The organism is Lysobacter sp. Root604 (genome assembly GCF_001427505.1).
In the GTDB taxonomy this organism is placed as follows: Bacteria; Pseudomonadota; Gammaproteobacteria; order Xanthomonadales; family Xanthomonadaceae; genus Lysobacter.
Genome location: NZ_LMGS01000009.1, coordinates 33383 through 55636, shown reverse-complemented (window position 1 = coordinate 55636; position 22254 = coordinate 33383). Strand labels below are relative to the sequence as shown.

20 protein-coding genes and 1 pseudogene are annotated in these 22254 nt (G+C 62.5%); 10 read left to right on the top strand and 11 right to left on the bottom strand.

The window, feature by feature from the left end; translation table 11 throughout:
* Positions 1-437: 437 nt before the first annotated feature.
* A complete protein-coding gene (locus ASD69_RS08695) occupies positions 438-1544 on the bottom strand; it encodes a PfkB family carbohydrate kinase (protein WP_200943971.1) in 1107 nt (368 codons plus the stop codon).
* A gap of 113 nt (positions 1545-1657) precedes the next feature.
* Complete coding sequence (locus ASD69_RS21845; protein WP_157499119.1) at positions 1658-1972, bottom strand: hypothetical protein; 315 nt, start codon at positions 1970-1972, stop codon at positions 1658-1660.
* A 774-nt stretch (positions 1973-2746) separates the two neighbouring features.
* On the opposite strand from ASD69_RS21845, the gene ASD69_RS08685 reads away from it, so the two are divergent.
* The 5 genes from ASD69_RS08685 to ASD69_RS08665 all read left to right on the top strand — a co-directional run bounded on the left by ASD69_RS08685 (position 2747) and on the right by ASD69_RS08665 (position 10742).
* Complete coding sequence (locus tag ASD69_RS08685) at positions 2747-4633, top strand: SIR2 family protein (RefSeq protein WP_235567190.1); 1887 nt, start codon at positions 2747-2749, stop codon at positions 4631-4633.
* Entirely contained in the window at positions 4633-6084 is a 1452-nt protein-coding gene (locus ASD69_RS08680; RefSeq protein WP_056176878.1) for a hypothetical protein, read from the top strand. The genes ASD69_RS08685 and ASD69_RS08680 overlap by 1 nt, the downstream gene beginning before the upstream one ends.
* A 32-nt stretch (positions 6085-6116) precedes the next feature.
* Positions 6117-7082: a serine protease gene (locus ASD69_RS08675; protein WP_056176874.1), complete on the top strand. Its 966-nt coding sequence runs from the start codon at positions 6117-6119 to the stop codon at positions 7080-7082.
* A 101-nt stretch (positions 7083-7183) separates the two neighbouring features.
* Entirely contained in the window at positions 7184-8965 is a 1782-nt protein-coding gene (locus ASD69_RS08670) for an AAA family ATPase (RefSeq protein ID WP_056179675.1), read from the top strand.
* On the top strand, positions 8958-10742 hold the full coding sequence (locus ASD69_RS08665) for an ATP-dependent helicase (protein ID WP_056176871.1): 1785 nt from the start codon (positions 8958-8960) through the stop codon (positions 10740-10742). Before ASD69_RS08670 ends, ASD69_RS08665 begins: the two co-directional genes overlap by 8 nt.
* A 41-nt stretch (positions 10743-10783) precedes the next feature.
* On the opposite strand, the gene ASD69_RS08660 is transcribed toward ASD69_RS08665, so the two are convergent.
* A complete protein-coding gene (locus ASD69_RS08660; RefSeq protein WP_056176866.1) occupies positions 10784-11146 on the bottom strand; it encodes a hypothetical protein in 363 nt (120 codons plus the stop codon).
* A 45-nt stretch (positions 11147-11191) separates the two neighbouring features.
* Positions 11192-11746 carry a hypothetical protein gene (locus ASD69_RS08655; RefSeq protein ID WP_157499118.1) on the bottom strand — a complete coding sequence of 185 codons (555 nt, stop codon included), beginning with the start codon at positions 11744-11746 and terminating at the stop codon, positions 11192-11194.
* A gap of 108 nt (positions 11747-11854) precedes the next feature.
* Between ASD69_RS08655 and ASD69_RS21225 the strand changes: the two genes are divergently transcribed.
* Positions 11855-12142 (top strand): helix-turn-helix transcriptional regulator, encoded by a 288-nt coding sequence (locus ASD69_RS21225; RefSeq protein ID WP_082576375.1) that lies wholly within the window; start codon positions 11855-11857, stop codon positions 12140-12142.
* Positions 12143-12218: 76 nt separating this feature from the next.
* Here ASD69_RS21225 and ASD69_RS08650 read toward each other — a convergent pair whose 3' ends face one another.
* Entirely contained in the window at positions 12219-12818 is a 600-nt protein-coding gene (locus ASD69_RS08650) for a hypothetical protein (RefSeq protein WP_056176861.1), read from the bottom strand.
* A gap of 174 nt (positions 12819-12992) precedes the next feature.
* On the opposite strand from ASD69_RS08650, the gene ASD69_RS22215 reads away from it, so the two are divergent.
* Entirely contained in the window at positions 12993-13199 is a 207-nt protein-coding gene (locus ASD69_RS22215) for a hypothetical protein (RefSeq protein WP_056176860.1), read from the top strand.
* A 480-nt stretch (positions 13200-13679) separates the two neighbouring features.
* Here the strand turns inward: ASD69_RS22215 and ASD69_RS08640 are convergent, their stop codons facing one another.
* From ASD69_RS08640 to ASD69_RS08625, 5 genes and pseudogenes are all read right to left on the bottom strand, one after another.
* Positions 13680-15353, bottom strand: coding sequence for a hypothetical protein (locus ASD69_RS08640; protein WP_157499117.1), 1674 nt, complete (start codon positions 15351-15353; stop codon positions 13680-13682).
* Positions 15354-15508: 155 nt separating this feature from the next.
* Positions 15509-15889 carry a helix-turn-helix transcriptional regulator gene (locus ASD69_RS21215; RefSeq protein WP_082576373.1) on the bottom strand — a complete coding sequence of 127 codons (381 nt, stop codon included), beginning with the start codon at positions 15887-15889 and terminating at the stop codon, positions 15509-15511.
* A complete protein-coding gene (locus ASD69_RS08635; RefSeq protein ID WP_082576372.1) occupies positions 15886-17115 on the bottom strand; it encodes a tyrosine-type recombinase/integrase in 1230 nt (409 codons plus the stop codon). Before ASD69_RS08635 ends, ASD69_RS21215 begins: the two co-directional genes overlap by 4 nt.
* A 275-nt stretch (positions 17116-17390) precedes the next feature.
* Positions 17391-18341, bottom strand: a pseudogene (locus tag ASD69_RS08630) (YifB family Mg chelatase-like AAA ATPase); the annotation flags it as partial.
* A gap of 10 nt (positions 18342-18351) precedes the next feature.
* Complete coding sequence (locus ASD69_RS08625) at positions 18352-18618, bottom strand: accessory factor UbiK family protein (protein ID WP_056176850.1); 267 nt, start codon at positions 18616-18618, stop codon at positions 18352-18354.
* Positions 18619-18894: 276 nt separating this feature from the next.
* Here ASD69_RS08625 and ASD69_RS08620 point away from each other — a divergent pair, with 276 nt between their 5' ends.
* Entirely contained in the window at positions 18895-19233 is a 339-nt protein-coding gene (locus tag ASD69_RS08620; RefSeq protein WP_056176848.1) for a P-II family nitrogen regulator, read from the top strand.
* A 62-nt stretch (positions 19234-19295) separates the two neighbouring features.
* Here ASD69_RS08620 and ASD69_RS08615 read toward each other — a convergent pair whose 3' ends face one another.
* On the bottom strand, positions 19296-20240 hold the full coding sequence (locus ASD69_RS08615) for a LysR family transcriptional regulator (RefSeq protein WP_056176844.1): 945 nt from the start codon (positions 20238-20240) through the stop codon (positions 19296-19298).
* Positions 20241-20419: 179 nt separating this feature from the next.
* On the opposite strand from ASD69_RS08615, the gene ASD69_RS08610 reads away from it, so the two are divergent.
* Together ASD69_RS08610 and ASD69_RS08605 are read left to right on the top strand one after the other, a co-directional pair.
* Positions 20420-21427, top strand: coding sequence for a YeiH family protein (locus ASD69_RS08610; RefSeq protein WP_157499116.1), 1008 nt, complete (start codon positions 20420-20422; stop codon positions 21425-21427).
* Positions 21428-21658: 231 nt separating this feature from the next.
* Positions 21659-22228 carry a hypothetical protein gene (locus ASD69_RS08605; RefSeq protein ID WP_056176838.1) on the top strand — a complete coding sequence of 190 codons (570 nt, stop codon included), beginning with the start codon at positions 21659-21661 and terminating at the stop codon, positions 22226-22228.
* Positions 22229-22254 lie beyond the last annotated feature (26 nt).

Here is a 22254-nt window from a genome sequence, read left to right as displayed (position 1 = left end):
CCTCATGAAGGGCGGGTGCCAGCACTTCGATGCCGCCCTCCTGTTCGTGGATCAGATCGTGTGCGCGACGGAGAAAGTCAGTAGAGCCATCCCGGTGTCGCATGTCCGTGGCCACCGTTCCAATCAGTACTCGCTTCACGCCATGGCGCACGGCGTACATGGCGCCAATGGTCAACAGCAGCTGGTTGCGAAAGGGCCAGAACTCAACGTGCTCTGAGAGTGGCGATGGCTCAGCGCCGGCCATCAATCCAGACCCTAAACCCTCAAGGGGAGCGTGTATCACGTCGTGGCGCAGCCCCAGTTCTGCGCATATTGAACGGGCGGCAGAGATCTCACCCGGTGCGGCACGTTGACCATAGTCCACGGTGAGTGCCACCTGGGGGCGATGCAGGACCGCCAAGGCAGCGGAGTCTACGCCCCCGGAGAGCAGCAGTAGTTCAGTCATCGCAGATGAGCTGCCAACAGGCCTCGTAGATCCCGCTGCACAGATCGTCGCGAATGATGCATCCAGACCCCAGCAGCATGGTCAGCTGGGGTTCGTCGACACACTCGGCGATCCCCACCACCGGAATGCCTTGCGCCCGGGCATAGCCGACCTCGAACAGGGTCCCGGCATCCAGGCCATCCAGCAGTGCAAGCACCAACCCCGCCTGGTCGATCGCCTGCAGGTCTGCGGGGGCAACCTCGTGTGCTGGCCCCTCGCCGATGTCATGGATCGGAGAAAAGACCTGCATGCCCGCGTCCATCAGCGCGGCCCGCACCTCCTCGATCAGCCACGTTTGGGCCGTACTGAAAAAGGGCCCTGCCAGGTAAACCGGCTTGGGATTCACCAAGGGTCGACCTCGGGGGCGTGCGGCGGCGGCGGCTTCCTGGCGCAGCCTGATCAAATCCTGATCACTGAATCGCTCGCGGCGCGTGCGGACGTACTCGGCGACCGACCGTGAGGCGAACCAAGCCGCTTCAAGGGCAGGTGCCCGTTCTCGGAGCCACGCGTGGGCGAACGCGGCTGAGAAGACGTCTCCGGATCCGATCTTCCACACTAAATCGGTGGGAAAGGCTCGAATCCAGGTAGGTGGCTGGTCCGAGGTGGCAAGCACAGCACCAAGCATGCCGCACTTGACGATGACCACCTCCGCGCCGCCGCGCAGCAATGCAATGGCTGCGTCCTCGGGTGTCTGCTCGCCGGACAGGACTCGCGCCTCCGATAGCGAGGCGACGATGGCCAAGCGCTCGGCCGTGGACCCGTTCGCTTCAAATGGCTGGGCGTGCTCCCCATCCTGCGGGTCATAGACCACTGCCTGTGCGTGTACCTCTGGCCGGCCCTCGATCATGCCGAACACCAGTGCGTTGTCCAGTACGGGCACCTGTGGCGGCTGAGTCAACGGCTCATCTCCCGCCGCGATCTCTGGTTGATCAAGCGGGTGCTGGTAGTAGAAGCTGATATCCCGTGCACGCTTGCTAGCATGAAGCTCGATGCCCTTGATCTGGGCGATCTTCTCGAAGTCTTCCGCCAGTGGTTGTCCCAAAACGGTGTACAGGCCCACGCCGTCTCCCAAACCTGCCAGCACGCAGGCGGCTCGAAGACCACTTCCGCGGTACACAGTAGAGCGGGGGTAAGAGCACACTTCGATGTAAGCACCACCGATGACGCCGATGCTCACAAGAGCTCCACCCGGACTACGCACTGTCCGCCATTGAGCGTGCTGACGATTGCTTTGTAGTCGAACCCGGAATTCATGCAGTTAATCATCTGCGCGACGCGAATCCCGGTTAACGTCCCCACGATGGCTGCGTTCTTCATCACGGCCACCCCCTGTCCGCCGGTCATTAGCGTCAGCTCGAGCACATCACCCACCGCGAGGGTAGCCAGTGCCGTGGCTTGAGGTGAATTGACGGTGGCGTCAAACGTGAGTGTCGAGCATGGACTTACCGGAGCGCCGCCGCCTCGACGACGCCTATTCGATCCGGACATGATTCCTCCCTTAGGAAAAGCCACCGTTCCCGGTCTTGTCCCGGGCCCACCTTGCCCCGTTCCTACGTTACCGCGTTCCTGGCGCCGGGTGGGCTCGCACCCGTTCGTGTTGCACTGCAAACAAGCCCAAGAGCATTGGGCTTCGTGTGCCATGGGCATTCCCGCGGTTGATCTTCGGATCGGGCAGGGTCGAGGGCGGCGTACGCGTAGCTCCCGCAGCGCGGGTCACCCGTAACTCAGGATCTGGATGCCGCGGATTCGTCCCAGATCTAATGAATACTAAAACGAAATAAAATCAACGATTTATTGTGATTTTGGTGAGTTCGGGAGAGTGCCTGGAGGGCATGCGTCCCGCAGATGCCATGGCTCCGAGGCCCGCTGGGCTCAGCGGACAGGCAATGGTGTGCGTGGCACAGCGTAGGCCGCCGGCACAATCGACCGCATGGCCAATCACCCGCGTGGAGCGGATAGACCCGGCACGCTCCGATCGTCCCAACCCAGACCCGGGGCAGCCTGGTCTGGAGGACCGCTGCCGCGATCGTGTGTCATTGAGGGCCGTGGCCTTGGTCTGCTACTACTGCCAAGATTATGGGCACGCCATCGCCTGTCGGCGGCCTGACGCCAATCACGTGCCGTGCCCGAGGGCTTCGGCTCTCCTAGGTAGGCCGGTGGCTTAGGCTTGCAGGGGGAATAGCGCCATGTTGGGCAGTAGCGGTTGAGCCGCAAAAAGCTCGGCCGTAGGACGAGGCCATTATCCAAGATGCAAGGAGAGCTGTGGAGTATTCGATTCCCACCATTTCGGCCAGAGCATTCGCAACCGCGTTCGCATTGAGACCCAATCTGGTTGCCTGGTTTCTAGGCGCGGGCGCCTCGGCTGCCTCGGGCATTCCCACCGGCTACGCAATGATCCGGGACTTCAAGGCCCAGATTTTCTGTCGCGAGACCAACTTGTCCAAGCGCGAAATTGATCCGACCGATCAGGTCTGGATTGATCGCATTGACGACTTTTTCAAGCGAACCTCGTTGCTGCCGCCCGATGGAGATCCCACTGAGTACGCAGCGGCGTTTGAGGCGGTTTATCCCCACGCCAGGCACCGTCGGCAATACATCGATGACGCCATCTCCAAAGGTACGCCCTGTTTTGGGCATCGGGTACTCGGCAGTCTGATTGCAGCTCGGAAAGTCGATTGTGTATTCACCACCAACTTTGACCCGTTGGTGGAGGAGTCTGCGCTCGCCGCTAATACACTTCTTCCGGCGGCCGACCAAGCCCGTCCGACGGTGGCAGCCATCGACTCGGGTGAGCGGGCGATGCGCTGCCTTAACGAATCTGACTGGCCCCTGGTCGCCAAACTTCATGGCGATTACCAATCCATAGCCATCAAGAACACCGACTCGGAGTTGGAGAGGCAAGACGAACGCATGCGGCATGTGTTGGTCGAAGCCAGCAAGCGCTTTGGCATGGTGTTCGTCGGCTACAGTGGTCGCGATGCTTCGGTTATGGAAGCATTGAGTTCCGTGTTGCGAGAGACGACGCCCTTCCCCAATGGGTTGTATTGGGTGACATCATCGGCCTCCCGATTACTGCCTGCCGTAACCCAGTTCCTTGAAAACGCGCACCTGGCCGGCGTCGATGTCGCGGTGGTCGAATGCAAGACCTTCGATGAATTGGCGGGTGATGTCATCAAGCACGTTGACTTGGTGCCTGAGCTCATGGAACACGTGATGCAGAGCCGCACGCAGCCGCGTCTGGTGGCCGTGAACCTGCCCGAGACGGAAGCCAGGGCTTTCCCGGTGCTCAGGTACTCGGCACTACTGGTCGAGTCGATGCCAAATGTGGCACGCCGTATTACGCTGGCCCAGGCTACAACCTCGCCCGCGGTGCGAGAACTGCTCAAAGCACAGCGGTGCCGGGCGATCGTGGCTGCCAACGGCCGAGAGCTGGCGGTGTTTGGCAAAGACGAAGACGTACTGGCGGCGCTGACTCCGCTGGGGCCCAAGCTGGCTGGAACGATGGAGCTGGATGCGACACGGGACAGCTGGGCGCTTGGTCTACTCTATGACGCGTTGGTTAAAGCATTGTCGCGTCACAGGCCAATCATCCCTCGATTCAAACGCTCAGGTCACTCGTTGATCGTGTCATTGCCTCGGGAGGGGGATGACGCGGAATGGACGCGCAGGCGAAACGGTCTGCTTGCACCGTTGCGAACGGCCTATGCCAGTGCCTTGACGGGAACCGTCGACAAGCTGGGATATCCCTTTCAAGAGGGCATCTTCTTGAAGCTGGAGCGGATTGAGCAGCGGTGGTGGTGCGGATTTGAGCCGTACACATTCGTTGATATCCCTCGAGAGGTGCAGCCTGAGGCTCAGCCAAGTTCTGCATCGGAGGCCGAGCACGATGTGCTTGGCGTCGCGTACGTCCGACGAGGGGGAGATCCCGCCGGCGACTGGCGCCGAGAGCGATGGGCTCTGCGGCGCAACAAGGAGTGGACCGCCATCATCCATGCCTGGTTCAACCTTCTGACTTCAACGCGGGACGGCACCATGCGCGCGTTTGGTCTAGAGCAGGGTGCCGGGATCGATGCCGGGTTCACCTTATCTCCGTTCACGGGCTGGAGCCGGCCTGGCCATCACCACGACTACTTCGACAGGACGACGTGATGGCTGGTTCCGCTCTGGCTTCCAAGCTCCCGCCCTTTACCTTGCTAGACGAACCGTTGCTGTCGTTCTCGTCTTCGGACAGTTCGCAGGTCGATGTGCATCCGTTGCGTGGGCTCCTCAACTATGGCCCGTACTCAAAAGGCTCTTTTGGCGGATACACCGCCAGCGTACGAATCGCTACGGTCGGCCCCGACAGCGCATTCAAGCGACGCGGTGCGCTTATGAAGTCTTTGCGCAACGTCCATCAGCCGGGTGATCGTACGGAATACGTGCCTCCTTATCCGGGTTTTGAGGCCCTGTTCCGGGTGAAACTGGAGGCTGCACCGGCCGCTGCGCACATCAAATGGCCGGATTCGCTGGGCCAGCTGCCCGGTGCAGGTGACCCCCAGGCCAGGCTCTTCCGGGCGATGGATGCGGCCTTGCGGCGACTGGAGGCCTTACGCAATGAATTCGACGTTGTGCTGGTGCATTTTCCCGACGCGTGGTTGCCGGTAACAAGAACCCAGGACTTTGATGCGCACGATGCGTTGAAGGCGCTAGGAGCCAAGTACAACATTCCGACGCAAGTCCTTAACGATAGAGTATTCACATTCCCGTACAAAGCCTCGCTCGCATGGCGCTTGGCGACAGCGCTGTATGTCAAAGCAGCGGGCACTCCATGGAAACTGGCACCTCTCAGGGGCGTGCCCGAGGATACGGCTTACATTGGCTTAGCCTATGCGCTGCGAGGGGATCAGCGTGACGCCCACTACGTCACGTGCTGCTCGCAGGTGTTCGATATGGACGGCGGCGGCATGCAGTTTGTGGCTTTCGAAGCACGTGATCCCGTTGCCGATTTAGCCGAAGCCCGACGTAATCCATTCCTGACCCGGGATGACATGCGCGCGGTGCTTTCACGAAGCTTGGAGTTGTATCAGGGCCGGAACGCGGGCAATTTGCCCAAGCGCTTGGTCATCCACAAGACCACCGCCTTCAAGCAGGAAGAGATCGAGGGCGCCTTCGACGCACTGGCTGGCGTTCCAGACATCGAATGTGTCGAGGTAAGTGCTGCCTCGTGCTGGCGAGGCGTATGGCTACTACCTACAGGTCGGTCAAAACCCCTCAGCAAGGCTGCCGCGTACCCGGTGCCGCGCGGGACGATGGTGGTCCGCTCGGGAAATTCGGCCCTGATCTGGGTCGCCGGCAATGCCCCCGGCGTATCCAATACGGGAAACTACTATCAGGGAAAGAAGAGCATCCCCAAGCCCCTCAACTTGGTTCGACATGCCGGCAGAGGCGCGCTGGAGCTGATGGCACACGAAGCCTTGGCGCTGACCAAGATGGACTGGAACAATGACGCGCTCTATGACCCCGTGCCGGTCAGTATCCGTTACTCCCAGCGGCTGGCGCGCACGATCGCCAACGTGCCGGACTTGCCCGGAAACGTCTATCCGTATCGTCTCTTCATGTAGCGCTAGTGCCGACACATCACGAGGTCGTTCGCATGCCCCCGGGAAAGCTGCGCGGTCCACCCCTCAATGACCCCTTGGCGGGAACGGCGCCCATCTTCAAGATCTGCCCTGACGGGACGGCACAGCTGATTGGCACCGGGATCTGGCTGACTACGAGCGGACATCTGCTCACCGCAGCGCACGTCATTGACGACAACATCGGGCCCGATGGTGTGGATATCGGTCCCATCTGCGCCGTTCAGACGCTTCCTGACCGGCGCTTGCTCTGCAGGGCGTTCAGGCGAACCGACAAGCACACCCGATTCGATCTGGCGTTGACTGAAACGGTAGCGCCGCAGGGCATGGAGGGCGTGGCGACGATTGCCCACATGCTCACACTTGAGGAGCCGCCATGTGGTGCCCGCGTGCATACGCACGCGTTCCTGTCGCCCGAACAAGAGTTCACGGGTGAGCGATATCCAGGCGTTACCACGTTCCGTTTTGAGGGCGAGGGCCGGATTCTGGAAACCTCCCAAACCTTTGCCGTGCGTTACATGGCTCGGGTCGGCTTTGGGCATGTAACGGGCAATTATCCAGAAGCGCGGGACACGGTGATGCTCCCCTTCCCATGCTTCCAGTCGGATATGCCCATCTACGGTGCCAATAGCGGCGGACCCGTCTTCGATCACAAAGGCCGAGTTTGCGGGATCAACTGTTCCAGCTACGAGGGTTCCGACATTTCCTTTCATGTTCCGCTCAAGGAGATGCTGTCGCTCTGGATGCAGGACGTCGAGCTGATTCCGGAAGACCCTGTCCCACGACGACGCAGCGTCTTGGAACTCGGATTGGCCAAGCGGATTGGGTTTGACCCGCCGCTCAGAAAGATCCTCTTTCCCTGGTACTACCGACTATTATTGTGGCCGTACCACCAGTGGTTAGACGCGTGTGCCCGTTTTCGTTTGGAGCTGCGCCAAGCGGTAGCCAAGCACGCGCCCGATAAGGAAGAAGCAGGGAAGTAGGACGATAGCCCTGCTGGAAATATGCCTTCCGGTTGGGTCAACGCGCGAGATGATCGAGATGGATGAGTGCGGATCTTGTTCCGGCCAAAGGGAGACATGGCGTGCACCTAGCGAAGCTGAGCATTCGAAATTTCAGGAACTTTGCCGCGGTCGATATCCCGCTTGCCGGCAACGTCGTCTTACTGGGCGAGAATCGCGTCGGAAAAAGCAATCTGCTTCTTGCCATACGATTGGTGCTTGATCCCACTATTCCCGAGAGCATGCGGCAGCTGAAGCTCTCTGATTTCTGTGACGGCTGCGATCTATCCACGAATCCCCGGATTGAAGTGCATGTTGACTTTGCCGACTTCGACAGCGATCCGGCGCTGGTCGCTCTATTGACGGACTTCCGTACTGCCGCTGATCCGCGCATCGCTCGACTGAGCTATGTCTATCGCAAGCGGGCAGAGGTTGTCGGACCGCCGCAGTCCAGCGAAGACTTCGAGTACATCGTCTTTGGCGGCGAGGACGAATCCCGCTCGATACCATCTCGGGTGCGCCGCCGGATCGCATTGGACATGCTGGACGCCTTGCGCGACGCCGAAGGTCAGCTTGCGTCGTGGCGCTCGTCGCCTCTCAGGCCATTGCTGGAGGATGCCGTCGCCACGATCAGTGCGGATCAGCTAGGTACGGTCGCGACAGATCTTGAAGCGGCGACCAAGAAGATGGAGGGCTTCCCCTCCGTCAAGGCGCTGGAAGACGCGTTGCGCGCGGGCATTCTAGACCTGGCTGGAACCGCGCAGGATGTGGATGCCCGCTTGCGCTTTGCCGCCGCCGATCCTCTTCGTCTGTTCCGATCGATTGCCATGTACATCGATAATGGTAAGCGAGGGATCTCCGAAGCCAGCCTCGGTTCGGCTAATGTCGCACTACTGGCATTGAAGTTGGCAGAGTTCGTCTGGCGGAGAAACAAGAACGAACGGAATTTTTCCCTTCTTTGTATCGAGGAGCCTGAAGCACACCTACATCCCCAGCTTCAACGCTCCGTCTTCAACAAGTTGTTCAGCAATCCTGACAATTCCCAGGCCCTGATCGTCACCAGTCACTCTCCCACGCTCGCGGCCGCAGCGCCCCTGCGTTCTATCGTCAATCTGCGTACGAGCCAGGGTGCGACGTCCGCCCACTCGCTCGCCAAGCTGCCCATCGGTGCGGATGAGCTCGACGATATCGAACACTATCTTACGTCGACACGCTCAGAGTTGCTGTTCGCTCGTGGCGTGATCTTTGTAGAGGGTGATGCCGAGGAAACGCTGGTGCCAGTGTTTGCAGACTCGATGGGTAAGAACCTTGATCGCCTAGGTATCGCGGTATGCAACGTCGCCGGCGTCAATTTTGTTCCGTACGTGAAGCTAGTGGGTGGGCTGGGGCTGCCTTTCACCGTAATAACGGATTGGGACCCGCTGGATGGTGTGAAGGCACCTCTAGGAAGAACGAGGACGTTGCATATATGGGATGCCTACTGTGAGGTAACAGGTAAGGCTCCTTTGACAGCGGCAGAACGCGCTGGTTGGGAGTCTGCGAGCTTTGCCGATTTCAGTGCCAGTTGGGCAACGGCCGGCATCTTCTTGAACGAGCATACCTTCGAGGTCGTCATGGCCAACACACCCGGTCTGCAAGCAGCACTGTTGCAGATTCTGAGCGAGCAAGGCTTCGGCTCCCGGCGTATGACGCGTATTGCGGCGTGGCGTGTCGGCACGTTGGCTATCGACAGTACCCAGCTGCTTGCGATGATCGCCGATATAGGCAAGGGCCGGCTCAGTGCCAAACTGGAGAAGAAGGTGCCAACCTTGCTACCGCCAGCCTACATTGCGTCGGCCATCAATTTTCTGGCGGCGCGTGTCTAATCCTACCGAGCTAGCGCGGGCAGTCGCGGAACTGAGCAAGAACGCTGAGCAGCGCGAGGCGGTCTTTGAGACTGGCCATTGCGTTGTGTTGGCAGGCCCCGGGAGCGGCAAGACCAAGACCCTAACCACGGCAATGGCGCGGGCTTTGTCCGAAGACGTTGTCGACCCTCGTGGCGTTGCCTGTATTACCTATAACAACGAATGCGCGACCGAGCTGGAAGCACGGCTGGCGAGGTTCGGCATAGCAAGCGTAGACAGAACCTTCATTGGTACCGTTCACAGCTTCGCCCTCACCCAGATCATTACTCCCTACGCCCGATGCGTGCCGGGATTGCTTGATGGCAACTTCCGCGTCGCGACGGCTGCGGAATGCCGCGCGGCGGTGGAGGCCGCGCACAAGAAGATCATTGACGACGGTCGAGATCCGCATGAGCACTGGCGATATGCTGAACAGAAGCGTCGCCGCGATGTGGATCGCAGCCTTCCTGCGTGGATGGGGAAGAATCCCGACCTTGCCAGATTCATTGAGCAGTACGAGGCAGAACTACGTCTGCGCGGACTGATCGATTTCGATGATATGCCGCTTCTGGCATTCCGGCTAGTCAAGGAACAGACCTGGGTGCGTGAGGCTATACGAGCAAAGTTTCCAGTGCTCTTCGTCGACGAGTATCAAGACCTGGGGTACGCACTTCACGAGCTTGTCCTGCTGCTGTGTTTCCAGGGCGGGATCCGATTGCTGGCGGTTGGCGACTCGGATCAGTCTATTTATGGCTTCACCGGGGCCGATCCCGAACTCCTTCGAGCGCTGACCCAGCGCAGCGACGTCAAGACGATCAGACTGCGCTTCAACTACCGATCCGGGGTGAAGATTATTCGCGCCTCGTTGGGTGCTTTGGGGGAGGAGCGGGACTATCGCGGCGTGGAGGGAGCGCCCGATGGCACGTTATCGTTCATCCAGGTCGATGGGCGTCATGACGCTCAAGCTGAACACATCGCTCAAGTCGTTGTACCTGATTTGGTGGGCCGCGGCTTCAGCATGGAGCAAATCGCAGTTCTGTATCAGGCCGCGTGGCTGGGCGATCTAGTGGCCGGGGCACTGGACGGCGCCGGCATTCCCTTCGTGCGAACAGATCGAAACGCGTTAGTGAAGCGAAGCTCGCGCCTTGCGCGCCTGATCGAAGCGTGCTCGCAGTGGGTCACCGGTGGCTGGCATGGTGCCGATCCCGCCTACAGTCGTCTTCTGCGAGAGGCGCTTGGGATCGTCTTTGGAGGGCCAGCAAGCGAGCCAGAAGAGCGAATCCTTTCCGCTCAGCTGGTGGCCTTTTTGCAGGATGGCATCGACAGGGGCGAGACAGCACACCAATGGCTACAGCGTCTTGATAAAGAGCTGATAGCCCCCTGGATGACGGTGGCGAGGAATCGGCATCAGGAGTGGGATGTTTGTTCCGAGATGATCATGCGCACCGATCCAGCCAAGAATCTGGATATGGCCTTGAATGTGTTCGCGGGCCGGCTAGATGAAAGCGGGCGTTTGACCTTGAGCACATTGCATAGCGCTAAGGGTAGAGAATTCGATGCCGTCATCATGTTCGGAGTCAATGAATCAGATATGCCAAGTGCGCGGGATAGGAAGAACGAAAGATCTCTTCGAGAAGCCAGGCGTCTGTTTTATGTGGGCGTAACACGGCCTCGGAAAGAGCTGTGCTTGGTTTTTCAGAAAGGACACCACTCTCCCTGGGTCGTCGAACTGTACAAGCGCAGCCAGGAAAGCCAGTGAAATCTGTCTGCTATGGCTGACCCACATCTGCGATCACAGTGCTATCCGTTCTGTCCGCCGGAGACGGATTGGAGGTAGCGCAGTGCGCTGAGAGTATCGCCATCGCGGACTGCCTCAAGCAGGGTTCGATGCTGTAGCAGGGCAATGGGTGTGTTCTTGAAATGAAAAGCCGCCGCAAGCGGGTCCGGTCTGAGCTCACGGAGCCGTTTCAGCACTCTGGCCAACTCGTCCAATCGCTGCTGAAACGGCTCGTCTATGGGCTGGTGATGCATGAGGCTGTAGGGCCTGCGCAGCAGTGAGGTGAGTTCTTGCGGCGTGAGGTCCAACATGCTGGCAACATCGTTGAGCGACAGTGAGTGCTCCTCAAGAATCCCGGGGTTGCTATTGCGGGAGCGCATGCGCATCGCTTGACCTCCAAGTAGATCTTGGGACGCTTATCGCTTAGGCGCCTAGATATCGTCCGTCTTGCGTTCTGCGGCCAGTCGGTACGCCACGTTGAGGACCACTAGCTTTCCCGCTGCTGTTGCATAGGACAGCGTGATCAGCGTTCGGCCCGAACGCCAAGAGGCGGAGCGAAACGTGGCGGTTCCCGTGGCTGTATCGAAAGTCTGGTCCTGCTCATCATCCGGTGCGCCGTACTTGGCGTCGAAGGCACTCTTCAAGTCACGGAACGTTTGTAGGGCAAAGACGGCACCTCCCTTCTCCTGCAGTTCCAAGCTGACCTGGGTCAGTCTGTCCTGCTTGAAGAAGAACAACGCATCGAAGGCGTGGCCTTGAGCCGGGGTGTTGGGCAGTCGCAATAACTCCCGGCTGCCATCGGCCAGCATGGTGGGAGAGGTGGGGTGGGCGGCCCCAGAAAACTGTTGCTGAATAGTCCGTAGCGAGGCCCCAGCTTGGGTGTCCTTCCACAGAGTCTGGGCATGGCTCGGGGTGGCTGTGAGCCATAGCATCGATGCGAGCGCTGGAACCAGCGAAGACAAAAAGTGGCGGTGGCGAGTCTCCATCCAGCTTCATCCCTGGCAGATAAGCGTTATCAGAATATCCGAATACCGGGTATCAGAGTATCTGGATGTGGCGAATAGGTTAGGGCGCCCTATAGAGGACGTCCTGACGTGGCCAAAAGCCTGTATCGCCCTGAAAATCTCGAACTGGCTGCCGTTTTAAGGGAGCTTCGGGAAGGTTTAGGGCTAACGCAGACCCAGTTCGCGACGCGTCTGGGCAGAGGGCAGACCTACGTCAGCAATGTGGAGTTGGGGATCAAGCGACTGGATCTCGTGGAGGTGCGCGATTACTGCGCTGCCCTTGAGGTTCCCTTGGCGACGCTGGTGGCGCAGTGGGAATCGCGGCTCGGTCCCGCGCCAAGCCCCAAATCGGCAAGGCGCGCTCAGAAGACGCGCTAGGACAACCCGTACGGAATCCAGGCTTGCTGGGAATGGGCCAGGCGCGGCTCGGCTTGCATTTCGAACCACTCTTGTCTCATTCAGCCCCCCTTCCATCGTCTGCCAACCGTCCCCTGAGGAACCTGCCGGTGGCACCGTTGAGTTCGCTTCGATCAAAAAGTTTGCCCTTGAACTGGAAGTCCTGATCGATGCGCACGATCAGCAGTTGCTCAAAATCGCCCTGACTCTTGACCAGTACGCGATCGGAGGACTTCTCTGGTGAGATGGTTTTCACTTCGACACGCTTGCCGGCGATAGTGCCGTCTGAGCCAGCTTGGTGGGTGCCGTGACGGCGCAAGCCGAACTTGATCTCGGCATAGATCTCTCCCAACTCGCCCCAGACCTGCAGATAACGACCCGTGTTTTCGAAGTGGCGCTGGGCACAGTCCACCAGATCCAGAAAGATCTCGGTCTGCTTGACGACGCTGTACGGAAATCCTTCCCGGCTCTGAAACGGGAGGGAGAGGTGGAGGTCGTTTCTTTCGGCATCAGGGTCCTCATCCAACGCGGAGGCGAGCCACTCCTGATCGATGTACTTCAACTCCCAGGGGGCGGCGCCGCAACTGGCAGCATCGGCGATGTCCTGCGGGCTGTATCCGCGCTCCCGCATCTCATAGAGAAAGTCCCAGTCCCCCACGGCCGCTCCTTGCCTGATCGCTGGATGGTCAAACACGGGCTTTATACGACCTCTGGGTAGTGCTCATCAATCGCTCTTCACTTGATACTGCCCCCCTCTACGCGCGGGCTTCGGGCGACGGTGTAGACAGGGTGGTCGCACCTGCTGCCATCTGAGGGATCCATGAGACGCTTGATGACGTTCGTGTTTATCGGCTTGATGTCGACTCAGGCGTGGGCCAGCCCTGCGCAGGGCCCGAAGGTGCAGGGCCGGCAAGAAACGGTCGCGCCCTTGCTCTTCGATAAACGACGTCGGCTACAGTTGATGCGTAACCCGCAGGACATAGGCCAGTACTTTGTCGGCGTGGCCATGTGCGATCAGATCGGCGGGGGATCCGTCTAGTTCATCGATCCAGAAGCACGCCCAACGCGCTGCATCGTCCTCGCTGAGTCCACAGCGGAGCGTGGATTGCGTCAACGAAGGCACGCGCCGTCGGAGAATTGCCCAGATCTCGGCTTGCGTCGTAGCGACGCGTTGCACGGCCTCTGTGTGTCGGTTGAGGGGTTCCCGCAACTCGGGTGCTGGGGAATCTAGCGGTTCAGACGGAGCGCATGAACAGTACGATCGCCAATCAGTGGTATACGGCTGGAAGAAGGCGAGTTTTCGCGCCTTGGACCAGTGTTTGATGCGCCTCTCAAGGTGGCTTGCCTGCGCGCGCGTGCCGACCGGTAGAGCGGCGATGAGAGCACGAGGCGGGTGATTCCGCGTGTATTGGGCCGCGCTCCCTAGGACGTGCAGACGGTAGCGTGCATCGACGTCGGTGGCGATACCCGTATAGGTTGAGCCATCAACGCACTCAAGCAGGTAGATGTGCCACATGTGTCAGGCCCTCGTATCGAAGGCATGTCGCGTGTGCGCGCGCACCTGCATGCCCAGTTGCTGGCAGTACGTGGTGGCTGTCACCCGACTGACGCCCAACGCGTCGACCAGGATCCGGGGAGAGCCGGGATCGGCGATGGCCCATTGCACCAAGGACGTGGTGACCAGGGCGCGCGTGGTCAGGCGCCTGGGTGTCAACCATTTCGTGAAGGTGTCCGAGCGGATGTGCGAGCCCGCTTGCCGGCCCGGGAACAGGTAGAGGCTTTCATCGTTGCGCTCAAAGCAGGAATTCTCCCGTCGCATCGACAACCAGCGCGCCAATAAGGGGTGCGTGACCTCATCCATGGGAAGCCAGACCTTGGCAAAGCGCACCTCGTATAGCCCCTCGGCGCCCATGCGAACCGCTTCCAGAGGCAGTGCCACGCTCTTGTGCGCCGGTTGGGCATAGATGAGGGCGAACAGACTGACCAGCGACCAACGCACATCCACGATGGTCGTGCTCAGACCCAACGTGTCAATCAGATCAAGCCGGACCTGATCGGACAAGGCGTGCTTGAGGGAAAACTCGTGCTTGCTTGCCGGCACGCTCAGCTTCTGGAACGTACGCTCGTGCCGGCGCAGGTAGCGCACCAGGGCGCGGATGCGCAGACGATAGTTGCGGTGTCGTCCCAGGAAAAGCTCCAAATGCTCCTGCGAGACCTCCGGCAGACTGGTGGCGCCTTCGGCGGCGGCATAGGTCAGGAACGCCACCGCGGCGCGGACCGCCGACTCCATCGACTTCGGTTTGATGGGAACGGTGCGGCGTGTGGACCGATCCAGCGACAGATCCCGCTTGTGCAACATATGGGACAGGAACCGGTCCATGGCCGCGTGCGACCACGCAGGACCGCGAGCGGTATAGGACCGGATACGGCTTAGGTGCCACTCCAGTTCGTAGTCCGGATCCTGGTAGGTGGTGATGTAACCGGTGATGTTGAGGAAGGACATCACCCGACCGTACCGGGCCAGGAATTCATGGCCGAGCTTGCGCACGACCAGCACGCCGGTCAGGGCGTCGGCCGAGGAGAAGTGGGGCGACAGCGCCGCGAAGAAGACCACGTCATGGCGCAAGCTCTTGCTCAAGGTGCCGTGCGCGATCTGGTCGCGCAGCAGTTGGTAGTATTCGGTCATCAGATCGCGCGCCCAGGCCGCCGGAACCTGTGCATACAACCGAGTGAGTAGCCGGCTGTGTATCCGGCGCCACGCGCAGTCCTCACAGCGGCCACTGCCGAAGTGGAACTTAGGCTTGTGGCAATCGCTGCAGGTAACGATCGGCGGCGTACCGGTGGGCAGGCAATTGGCGCACAACCTCTTGCCGTCCCGTTCGCCGGCGATGAAGCGCGGACGGCGACAGCCTGCGCAGTTCTCCGCCTTGCCCAATCGGTGACGACACTGCCCGCATACCGGTTCGGTGACGCCCCGCCGCACATCGCGCCCCAGATCCTGTTTGAACTCGTTGCAGCCGGGGCAAAGCTGCGGCGGCACCGCGTACTTCTTACAGGACAGACAGAACAGACACCCATCGTCCAGTTCGATACCAAACGTGCGAATGGGCCGCTTGCAGCGGGTGCACGGCTTGCCTTCCCAGCGCGCATGACGTAGACACGTGGGGCATGCGTGCGGTTCTTCATCTTTCAAGATGCGCGCAGAGCGGCCGCACCGTGTGCAGGTCGAGGGGATGAAGTGCTTGTGGTAGCAGCCTCCGCAATACACTACGCCTAAGTAGATACGTTGGCCTTTGGCCAACGGAGCTTGGCACTTTCCGCAGGACACGCGGAACTGATCAGGCGAACTCATGATGCGTTCTCCTTGCGCTCCGAGGTGAAGACCGTGAAGGCCGGACCCTTGAGTCGCGCAATGTCTTCCATGGACGGTTCACGCGCCGGTTTATGCGCACGTGTCGGCTTGTCGTTAGGCGAGGCGGGTACGCAGGTACCCCAGTGCAAGAGGTCGCTCGGTGTGCACTCCAGTGCATGGCACAGCGCAATCAACAGCGCCATGTTCATCCGTTCGGGCACGTGATTTACCACTCGTCCCAACTGCACCTCGGAGATGAACGGGTAGTGGTTTTTAAGAAGACGACGCAGGGCGGCCACGCTGGGCACGCCGCGTTCGGTCATGACCTCACGCAGTCGCCAGAACACACGTGGCAGGGAAGAGGGCGGGTCTATCATGTCGACTCCTTCTTTTTCAGGTGTTGCTTGACCAATTGCCGAGCCCGATCACGGATGAAGGCCTCGGGGAGATGCGTGTAGACCTGAGTGGTGGAGGCATGGGCGTGGCCATGCCGTTGCTGAGTGAAATGCAACGGCACATTGGCCTCGGCTTCGTGGGAGACCGACATGTGACGCAGCCCGTGCGTGGACATAGTCGAGGGGTCAATGCCGCACACCTGCAGCAATTGTTTGAACCTTGTGTCGATTTCCGAGCGGCACAGACGCGTGCCCTGTTCGGACAGCCACATGGCGGGCTCTTCCAGGTCCCGCGGCGGGAACAGCGGCCGCACCACAGTCAAGTACCATTCCAGTACTTCGCGAATGGACGGATTGATGGCCGGGATGGAGCGGAACCGTGGCCCGCTGCCGTTGCTGCCTTTGCCGTACACGTCGGCAAACCCGAACCGACCCAATTCACGGATATCCGGGTTGGCGCGGAAGCTCGTTACATTGAGAGCGTGCCCTTCCGACATGCGTAAACCGAAAGCGTAGTAGGTGTTGAACATCGCCTTGTCGCGAAGCAGGGTTCGCACGCAGCGTGGTTTAGAGCGAATGGCCAACTCGATCGCCATATCCAGCACCTGCACTACTTCTTGAAACTCCATCGCGCTCAGGTAGCGACGATGGCGTTTGGGCGCTTGGTCGGTGGTGTGGACCACGCGATTTTCGCTGTGAGCGATTTCGCGAAGCTCTCCGCCCATGGCTCGCGCCTCGTTCTGCAGGGCCAGGTTGCGGCTCAGATAGCGCATTAATGTGGCAATGGCGGTCTGCTTGCGTCGCTGCGTACGCGGCGCATCGCCTTTCGTCAGGCCTAAGTGGGCCGACCAAACCTCGAAGTCGTTTTCGGTGAGTTCCCATAGCGGCTGGCCGATGAAGGCCAGCAACTGGCGCACGGCGATCTGGTCGTTCTGGATCGAACTCTTGGCATGGTTGCGGGACGGGCGCCGGCCCTCGTAGTAGGCCCGCAGCATCTTGTCCTGCAGGGCCTGCTCTTGCTCGGTCAGTTCACGGGGCGGGCGGGCAGGCGTTGGCACCGCCGGCAGCGCGGGCGCTTTGGGTTTGCGGCGTGGCTTGGGCACCGCTACTGGACCGGCCCCGGTCGGCGGCGAGGTGGGCGGGCCCAGGCTCGGGGCCAACGGGGGCGGCACCAGCGCCCCGGGCCATCGGTAAATGCGCGCCGTCATGACAGCCTCCTGATCAGGAGGGCAAGGCGGAAGGCGAAGCGAGCCCCGAGTCGAGCACAGGGCAGATTCGGGAAGCGGTGGCAGGGCGCAGGGGGCGTATTCATGCGACCCACCCCAGCACGGATCCTTCCGGACCAAAGTTACGCAAACTTTCGCGCGATGAAGGACGCTCGATCAGAGCCCTCCCGCGTCCCTTCATCCAATGAAGGGTGTGGATCGGATTCAAGCCCTTTTTTGTGCGTGAATCACCAACAAAATCAAGCCACTTAGGTGGTAATTTCCAGAGATATGGACGCCTGTCTCCAACTCTGGATAGTTGGCAGTTCGTCCAGGAACAGCACGCCTTGATGCGCGAGCGAGATCTCGCCCGGACGCGGTTCGGCGCCGCCGCCGACCAGGGCGACCGCGCTGGCGGTGTGGTGAGGCGAGCGGAACGGGCGTTCGCGCCAGCGCGCCGGGTCCAGGCCGCGTCCGCTGACCGAGGCGATGGCCGCCGCTTCCAGCGCCTCGTCTTCGTCGGCTTCCGGCAGCAGGCCGGACAGGCGCGAGGCCAGCAGGGTCTTGCCGCTGCCGGGCGGACCGATCAGCAGCAGGTGGTGGCCGCCGGCGGCGGCGATCTCCAGCGCGCGGCGCGCCTGGCTCTGGCCGCGCACGTCGGCCAGGTCCGGTCCGGGCGTGCGCGTGGCGGCCACCGCGACCGCGGCCGGCAGCGCCTTGCGCGCCGACAGCATGGCGCAGACCTCCAGCAGGGTGCGCGCGGTCATGGCCTCGACCCGGCTGGCCAGCGCGGCCTCAGCGCCGTTGTCGGCGGGCACGACCAGCTTGCGTCCGGCGTCGGCGGCGGCCAGCGCCGCCGGCAGCACGCCGTCGACCGCGCGCAACTCGCCGGTCAGGCCCAGCTCGCCCAGGAATTCGTACTCGCCCAGCCCCTCCAGGGGAATCTGTCCGCTGGCGGCGAGGATGCCCAAGGCGATCGCCAGGTCGTAGCGACCGCCGTCCTTGGGCAGGTCGGCCGGAGCCAGGTTGACGGTGATGCGTCGCGCCGGGAACTCGAACTGCGCGCATTGGATCGCCGCGCGCACGCGGTCCTTGGCCTCGCGCACCGCCGCCTCGGGCAGGCCGACGATGGACATCGCGGGCAGGCCCCCGGCGAGGTGGACCTCGACCCGTACCGCGGGCGCACGCACGCCCGTACGCGCACGGCTGTGCGCGATCGCCAGATTCATGCGGGTGGACTCAGTGCTGGGGCGGTGCGGATTGACCCAACTGGGCTTCCAGCTCGGCCACGGTGCGCTGCAGTTCGTCCAGCTTCTCGCGCGTGCGCAGCAGGACCGCGCGCTGCACTTCGAACTCCTCGCGCGTGACCAGATCGAGCTTGGCCAGCCCACTCTGCAGCACAGCCTTGAAGTTCTGCTGGATTTCCTCGCGGCCGTCGCGCACGCCCGGCGGCAGCAGCGAGCCGAGGCGGCGGGCGAGGTCGTCGATATGGTTCAGGTCGATCATCGGGGTCGGGACTCAATCCGGGGGACGTGGCCAGCATGGCCTCGTGGCCGGGACGGCGCCGTCGGTGCGGACCGCGCCGCGCTGTCAGAAAAATCCGACATTGCGGTGAGGCATTACACCACGGCGGCGGACGCGGGCGCGAGGTAGCCCATCCTCGGGTGCGCCCAGGCGAAGGCCGCGTGAACGCCGCCGGGATAGGGCCGCAGCCTGCGGCTCGGCTATGCTGCCGCCCAGACGAGGCGCGCCAAGTGCGCGGATAGGAACCGGAGAGCGACGATGAAGATGGTCATGGCGGTGATCAAGCCGTTCAAGCTGGACGACGTGCGCGAGGCCCTGGCCGAAGCGGGCGTGGCCGGCATCACCGCCACCGAGGTCAAGGGCTTCGGCCGCCAGAAGGGTCACACCGAGCTCTACCGCGGCGCCGAATATGTGGTCGACTTCCTGCCCAAGATCAAGCTCGAGGTCGCGGTGACCGACGAGCAGGTCGACGGCGTGGTCGAGGCGATCATGAAGGCGGCCGGCACCGGCAAGATCGGCGACGGCAAGATCTTCGTCTGGGATCTGGAGCGCGCGGTGCGCATCCGCACCGGCGAAATGGACGGCGACGCCTTGTAAGGCGGCTCGCGTTTGCGGATGCCGCGCGTCGAATGACGCAGGCGCCATCGGCCGCCGCGCATCTATCGTGCGCCCGGCTTGCGCTGACCCGATCGTGCCGCGATCGCTTGCGCATCCAGCGCCAGAAACGCGCGCAAAGCCGGCGCCTGCGGGCGATTGACCAGCTCCAGCCGATACAGCGGACGGGTGGCGTCGGCGCGGCCGATCGGCGCGATCGCGCGCAGGCGGCCCATCGCCAGCAGGTCGGCGACCACGGGTTCCGGCAGCAAGGCGATGCCCGCGCCGGCTGCGACCGCGCGCGCGATGGCCTCGTTGCTGCCGACTTCGATGCTGCGCGCGGGCGCGAAGCCCTGCGCCTCGAACCAGGCCTGCGCGGCCTGGCGCGTGCCCGAACCGGGCTCGCGCAGCAGCCAGGTCTGGGCGGCCAGCGCGGCCGCGCCTGCGCGCTGGCCCAGTCCGGGCGTGGCTTCGGCGTCCGCGGACGCGACCACGCGCAGAGGTTCGGTGCGCCATAGCGTGGCCGCCACACGCGCATCCTCGACTTCGCCCTCGACATAGCCCACATCGATGCGGCAGTCGATCAGCGCGCGACTGATCTCGTCGGTGTTGCCGACCACCAATTCCAACTCCAATGCCGGGTGCCGGCGCACGAAGGCGGCGAGGCTGCGCGGCAGCCAGTACGCGGCCACCGTGGTGCTGGCACCGATGCGCAGCCGGCCCTGACGCAGTTCGAGGCGATCGCGCACGTCCTCGCTGGCGGCGCGTTCCAGGGCGAAGATCGCGCGCGCATGCTCGAACACGGCGCGGCCGTGTTCGGTCAGCACCACGCCGCGCTGGGCCTTGCCGTCGCCGCCGCCGCGTTCCAGCAGCGGCAGGCCGAGTTGATGCTCCAGTTCGCGCACCGCCTTGGACACCGCCGACTGGCTTACGAACAGCAGCTCGGCCGCGCGCGAGTAGTTCTGGGTCTTGACCACGGTCAGGAAACTGCGCAGCAGGTGCAGGTTCATAGGTATGAGTTCAGCTCATCGATTATCGAATAATATGCATTGGACGCTAGCATCGTGCGGGTCTAAGGTGGCGTCGATTTCGCCAGGCGCCCGGCGCCGGAGTGTTCTGTTCCGTGTCGTCCGCCTACGAAACCGCTGCCCCATCCCCCGTTGTGGAGGCATCGGCGCCGCGACCGGCGATGCGCTGGGTCCCGGGCCTGGCGCTGGCCGCGGCGCTGGCGGCCTTGGCCTGGGGCCTGGCCGAATGGGCGCCCATGCGCGAGCTCGGCCTGAGCGCGCTGACCCTGGCGATCGTGCTCGGCATCGCGGTGGGCAACACCGGTTTCGCGCGTATCGCCGCGGTCGCCGGCCCCGGCGTGGACCTGTGCCGCAGCCGGCTGCTGCGGCTGGGGATCGTGTTGTACGGGTTCCGGGTCGGCTTCCACGATCTGGCCGCGGTCGGCGTCGCCGGCCTGGCGGTGGATGCGGTGGTGGTGGCGTCGGTGTTCGCCACAGCGGTGTGGCTGGGCACGCGCTGGCTGAAGCTGGATCGCGAGACGGCGATGTTGATCGGCGCGGGCAGTGCGATCTGCGGCGCGGCGGCGGTGATGGCGACCGAGCCGGTGCTGCGCGCCCGCGCGCATCAGGTATCGGTGGCCGTGGCCACGGTGGTGGTGTTCGGCACCCTTGGCATGTTCGTCTACCCATGGCTGTACCCGTACCTGGGCTTGAGCGAGCACGCCTACGGCGTTTACGTGGGCTCGACCGTGCACGAAGTGGCGCAAGTGGTGGTGGCCGGCCGCGCGATCGGTGAGACCGCCGCGGCCACGGCGGTGATCGAGAAAATGCTGCGGGTGATGCTGCTGGCGCCTTTCCTGTTGCTGCTGTCGGCGCGCATGGCCGGCCGCGGCGGCGACGGCGCGCGCGCCAAGCTCGCCCTGCCCTGGTTCGCGCTCGCCTTCATCGCAGTCAGCGGCCTGCACTCGCTGCTGCCGCTGCCGCCGGCCTGGGTGGCGGCGATCGTGCAGCTGGATACCGCGCTGTTGGCGATGGCGATGGCCGCGCTGGGTCTGCGCACGCAGATCGGCGCGATCCGCCAGGCGGGGGCCAAGCCGCTGGTGTTGGCGGCGGTATTGTTCGCGCTGCTGACGGTGGGCGGGTATGCGCTCAACCTTGCGGCGATGCGCTTGATCGGTGGCGGCGGATAAGTCCGCGCACAGTACTGCGGCGCTGATTCGCCGGAGGATCCGGCGCAGTTGCGCCCGGCGGTAATCGAGCAGTTCGCCACCGGCCACATTCCTGCGCGCGAGGAGTTCATTTTGTATATGCGCTGCGCGATGGTGAAGACGAAATCCGCGCGGTGATAGAGTCGGCTCATGCGTCGGCCGTACGTCAGGCCGATTGCGCACCGCTCGTCCGGACATTCCCAGGGATACGCGATGTCGAAGCCACCGGTGGCCTATGCGATGACCGCTGCGAGGTGGCTTGCACTCGCGATGCTGAGCGCCGCGCTGCCGGCATTGGCCTGTACGCCGGCGCCGCTGCTGAGCGGCGTGGCGGCTCGCGAGGCCAAGCAAGTGTTCGTGTTCCAGCTGACGGCATCGCGGCTGGCTGCGCCTCCCGAAGAGGTGGAGGGAACGGTGTACGGCGAGATCCGTGTGCTGAAGGTCTTGCGTGGAAACGCGGCCATCTCTCCGAAGATGCGTTTCTACACCGGCGTATGCGCCGGCACCCGCCTGGACACCGGTCACTACTACGTCGCGTTCGTGCCCGACGCCCGGCCGGGTTGGTGGGCCAGCCAAGGCTCGGTGATCCATCTGGGGGCTTCACCGCCCCTGGAGGGCGACGCTGACATGGCTGAAGTACGCAAGGTCTTGGATGGGCGTATTGCGCTTGAGCACACCTCGCTGATCGCAGGCCGCGATTTCGTCGCCAGTGGATGGCCGCCGCCACCACCGCTACCGCTACCGAGCAAGGCAGCGAAACCCATCAAGCCATGCATGAAGTGAGCTTAGCGCTTTGAAGGAAAGCCCCG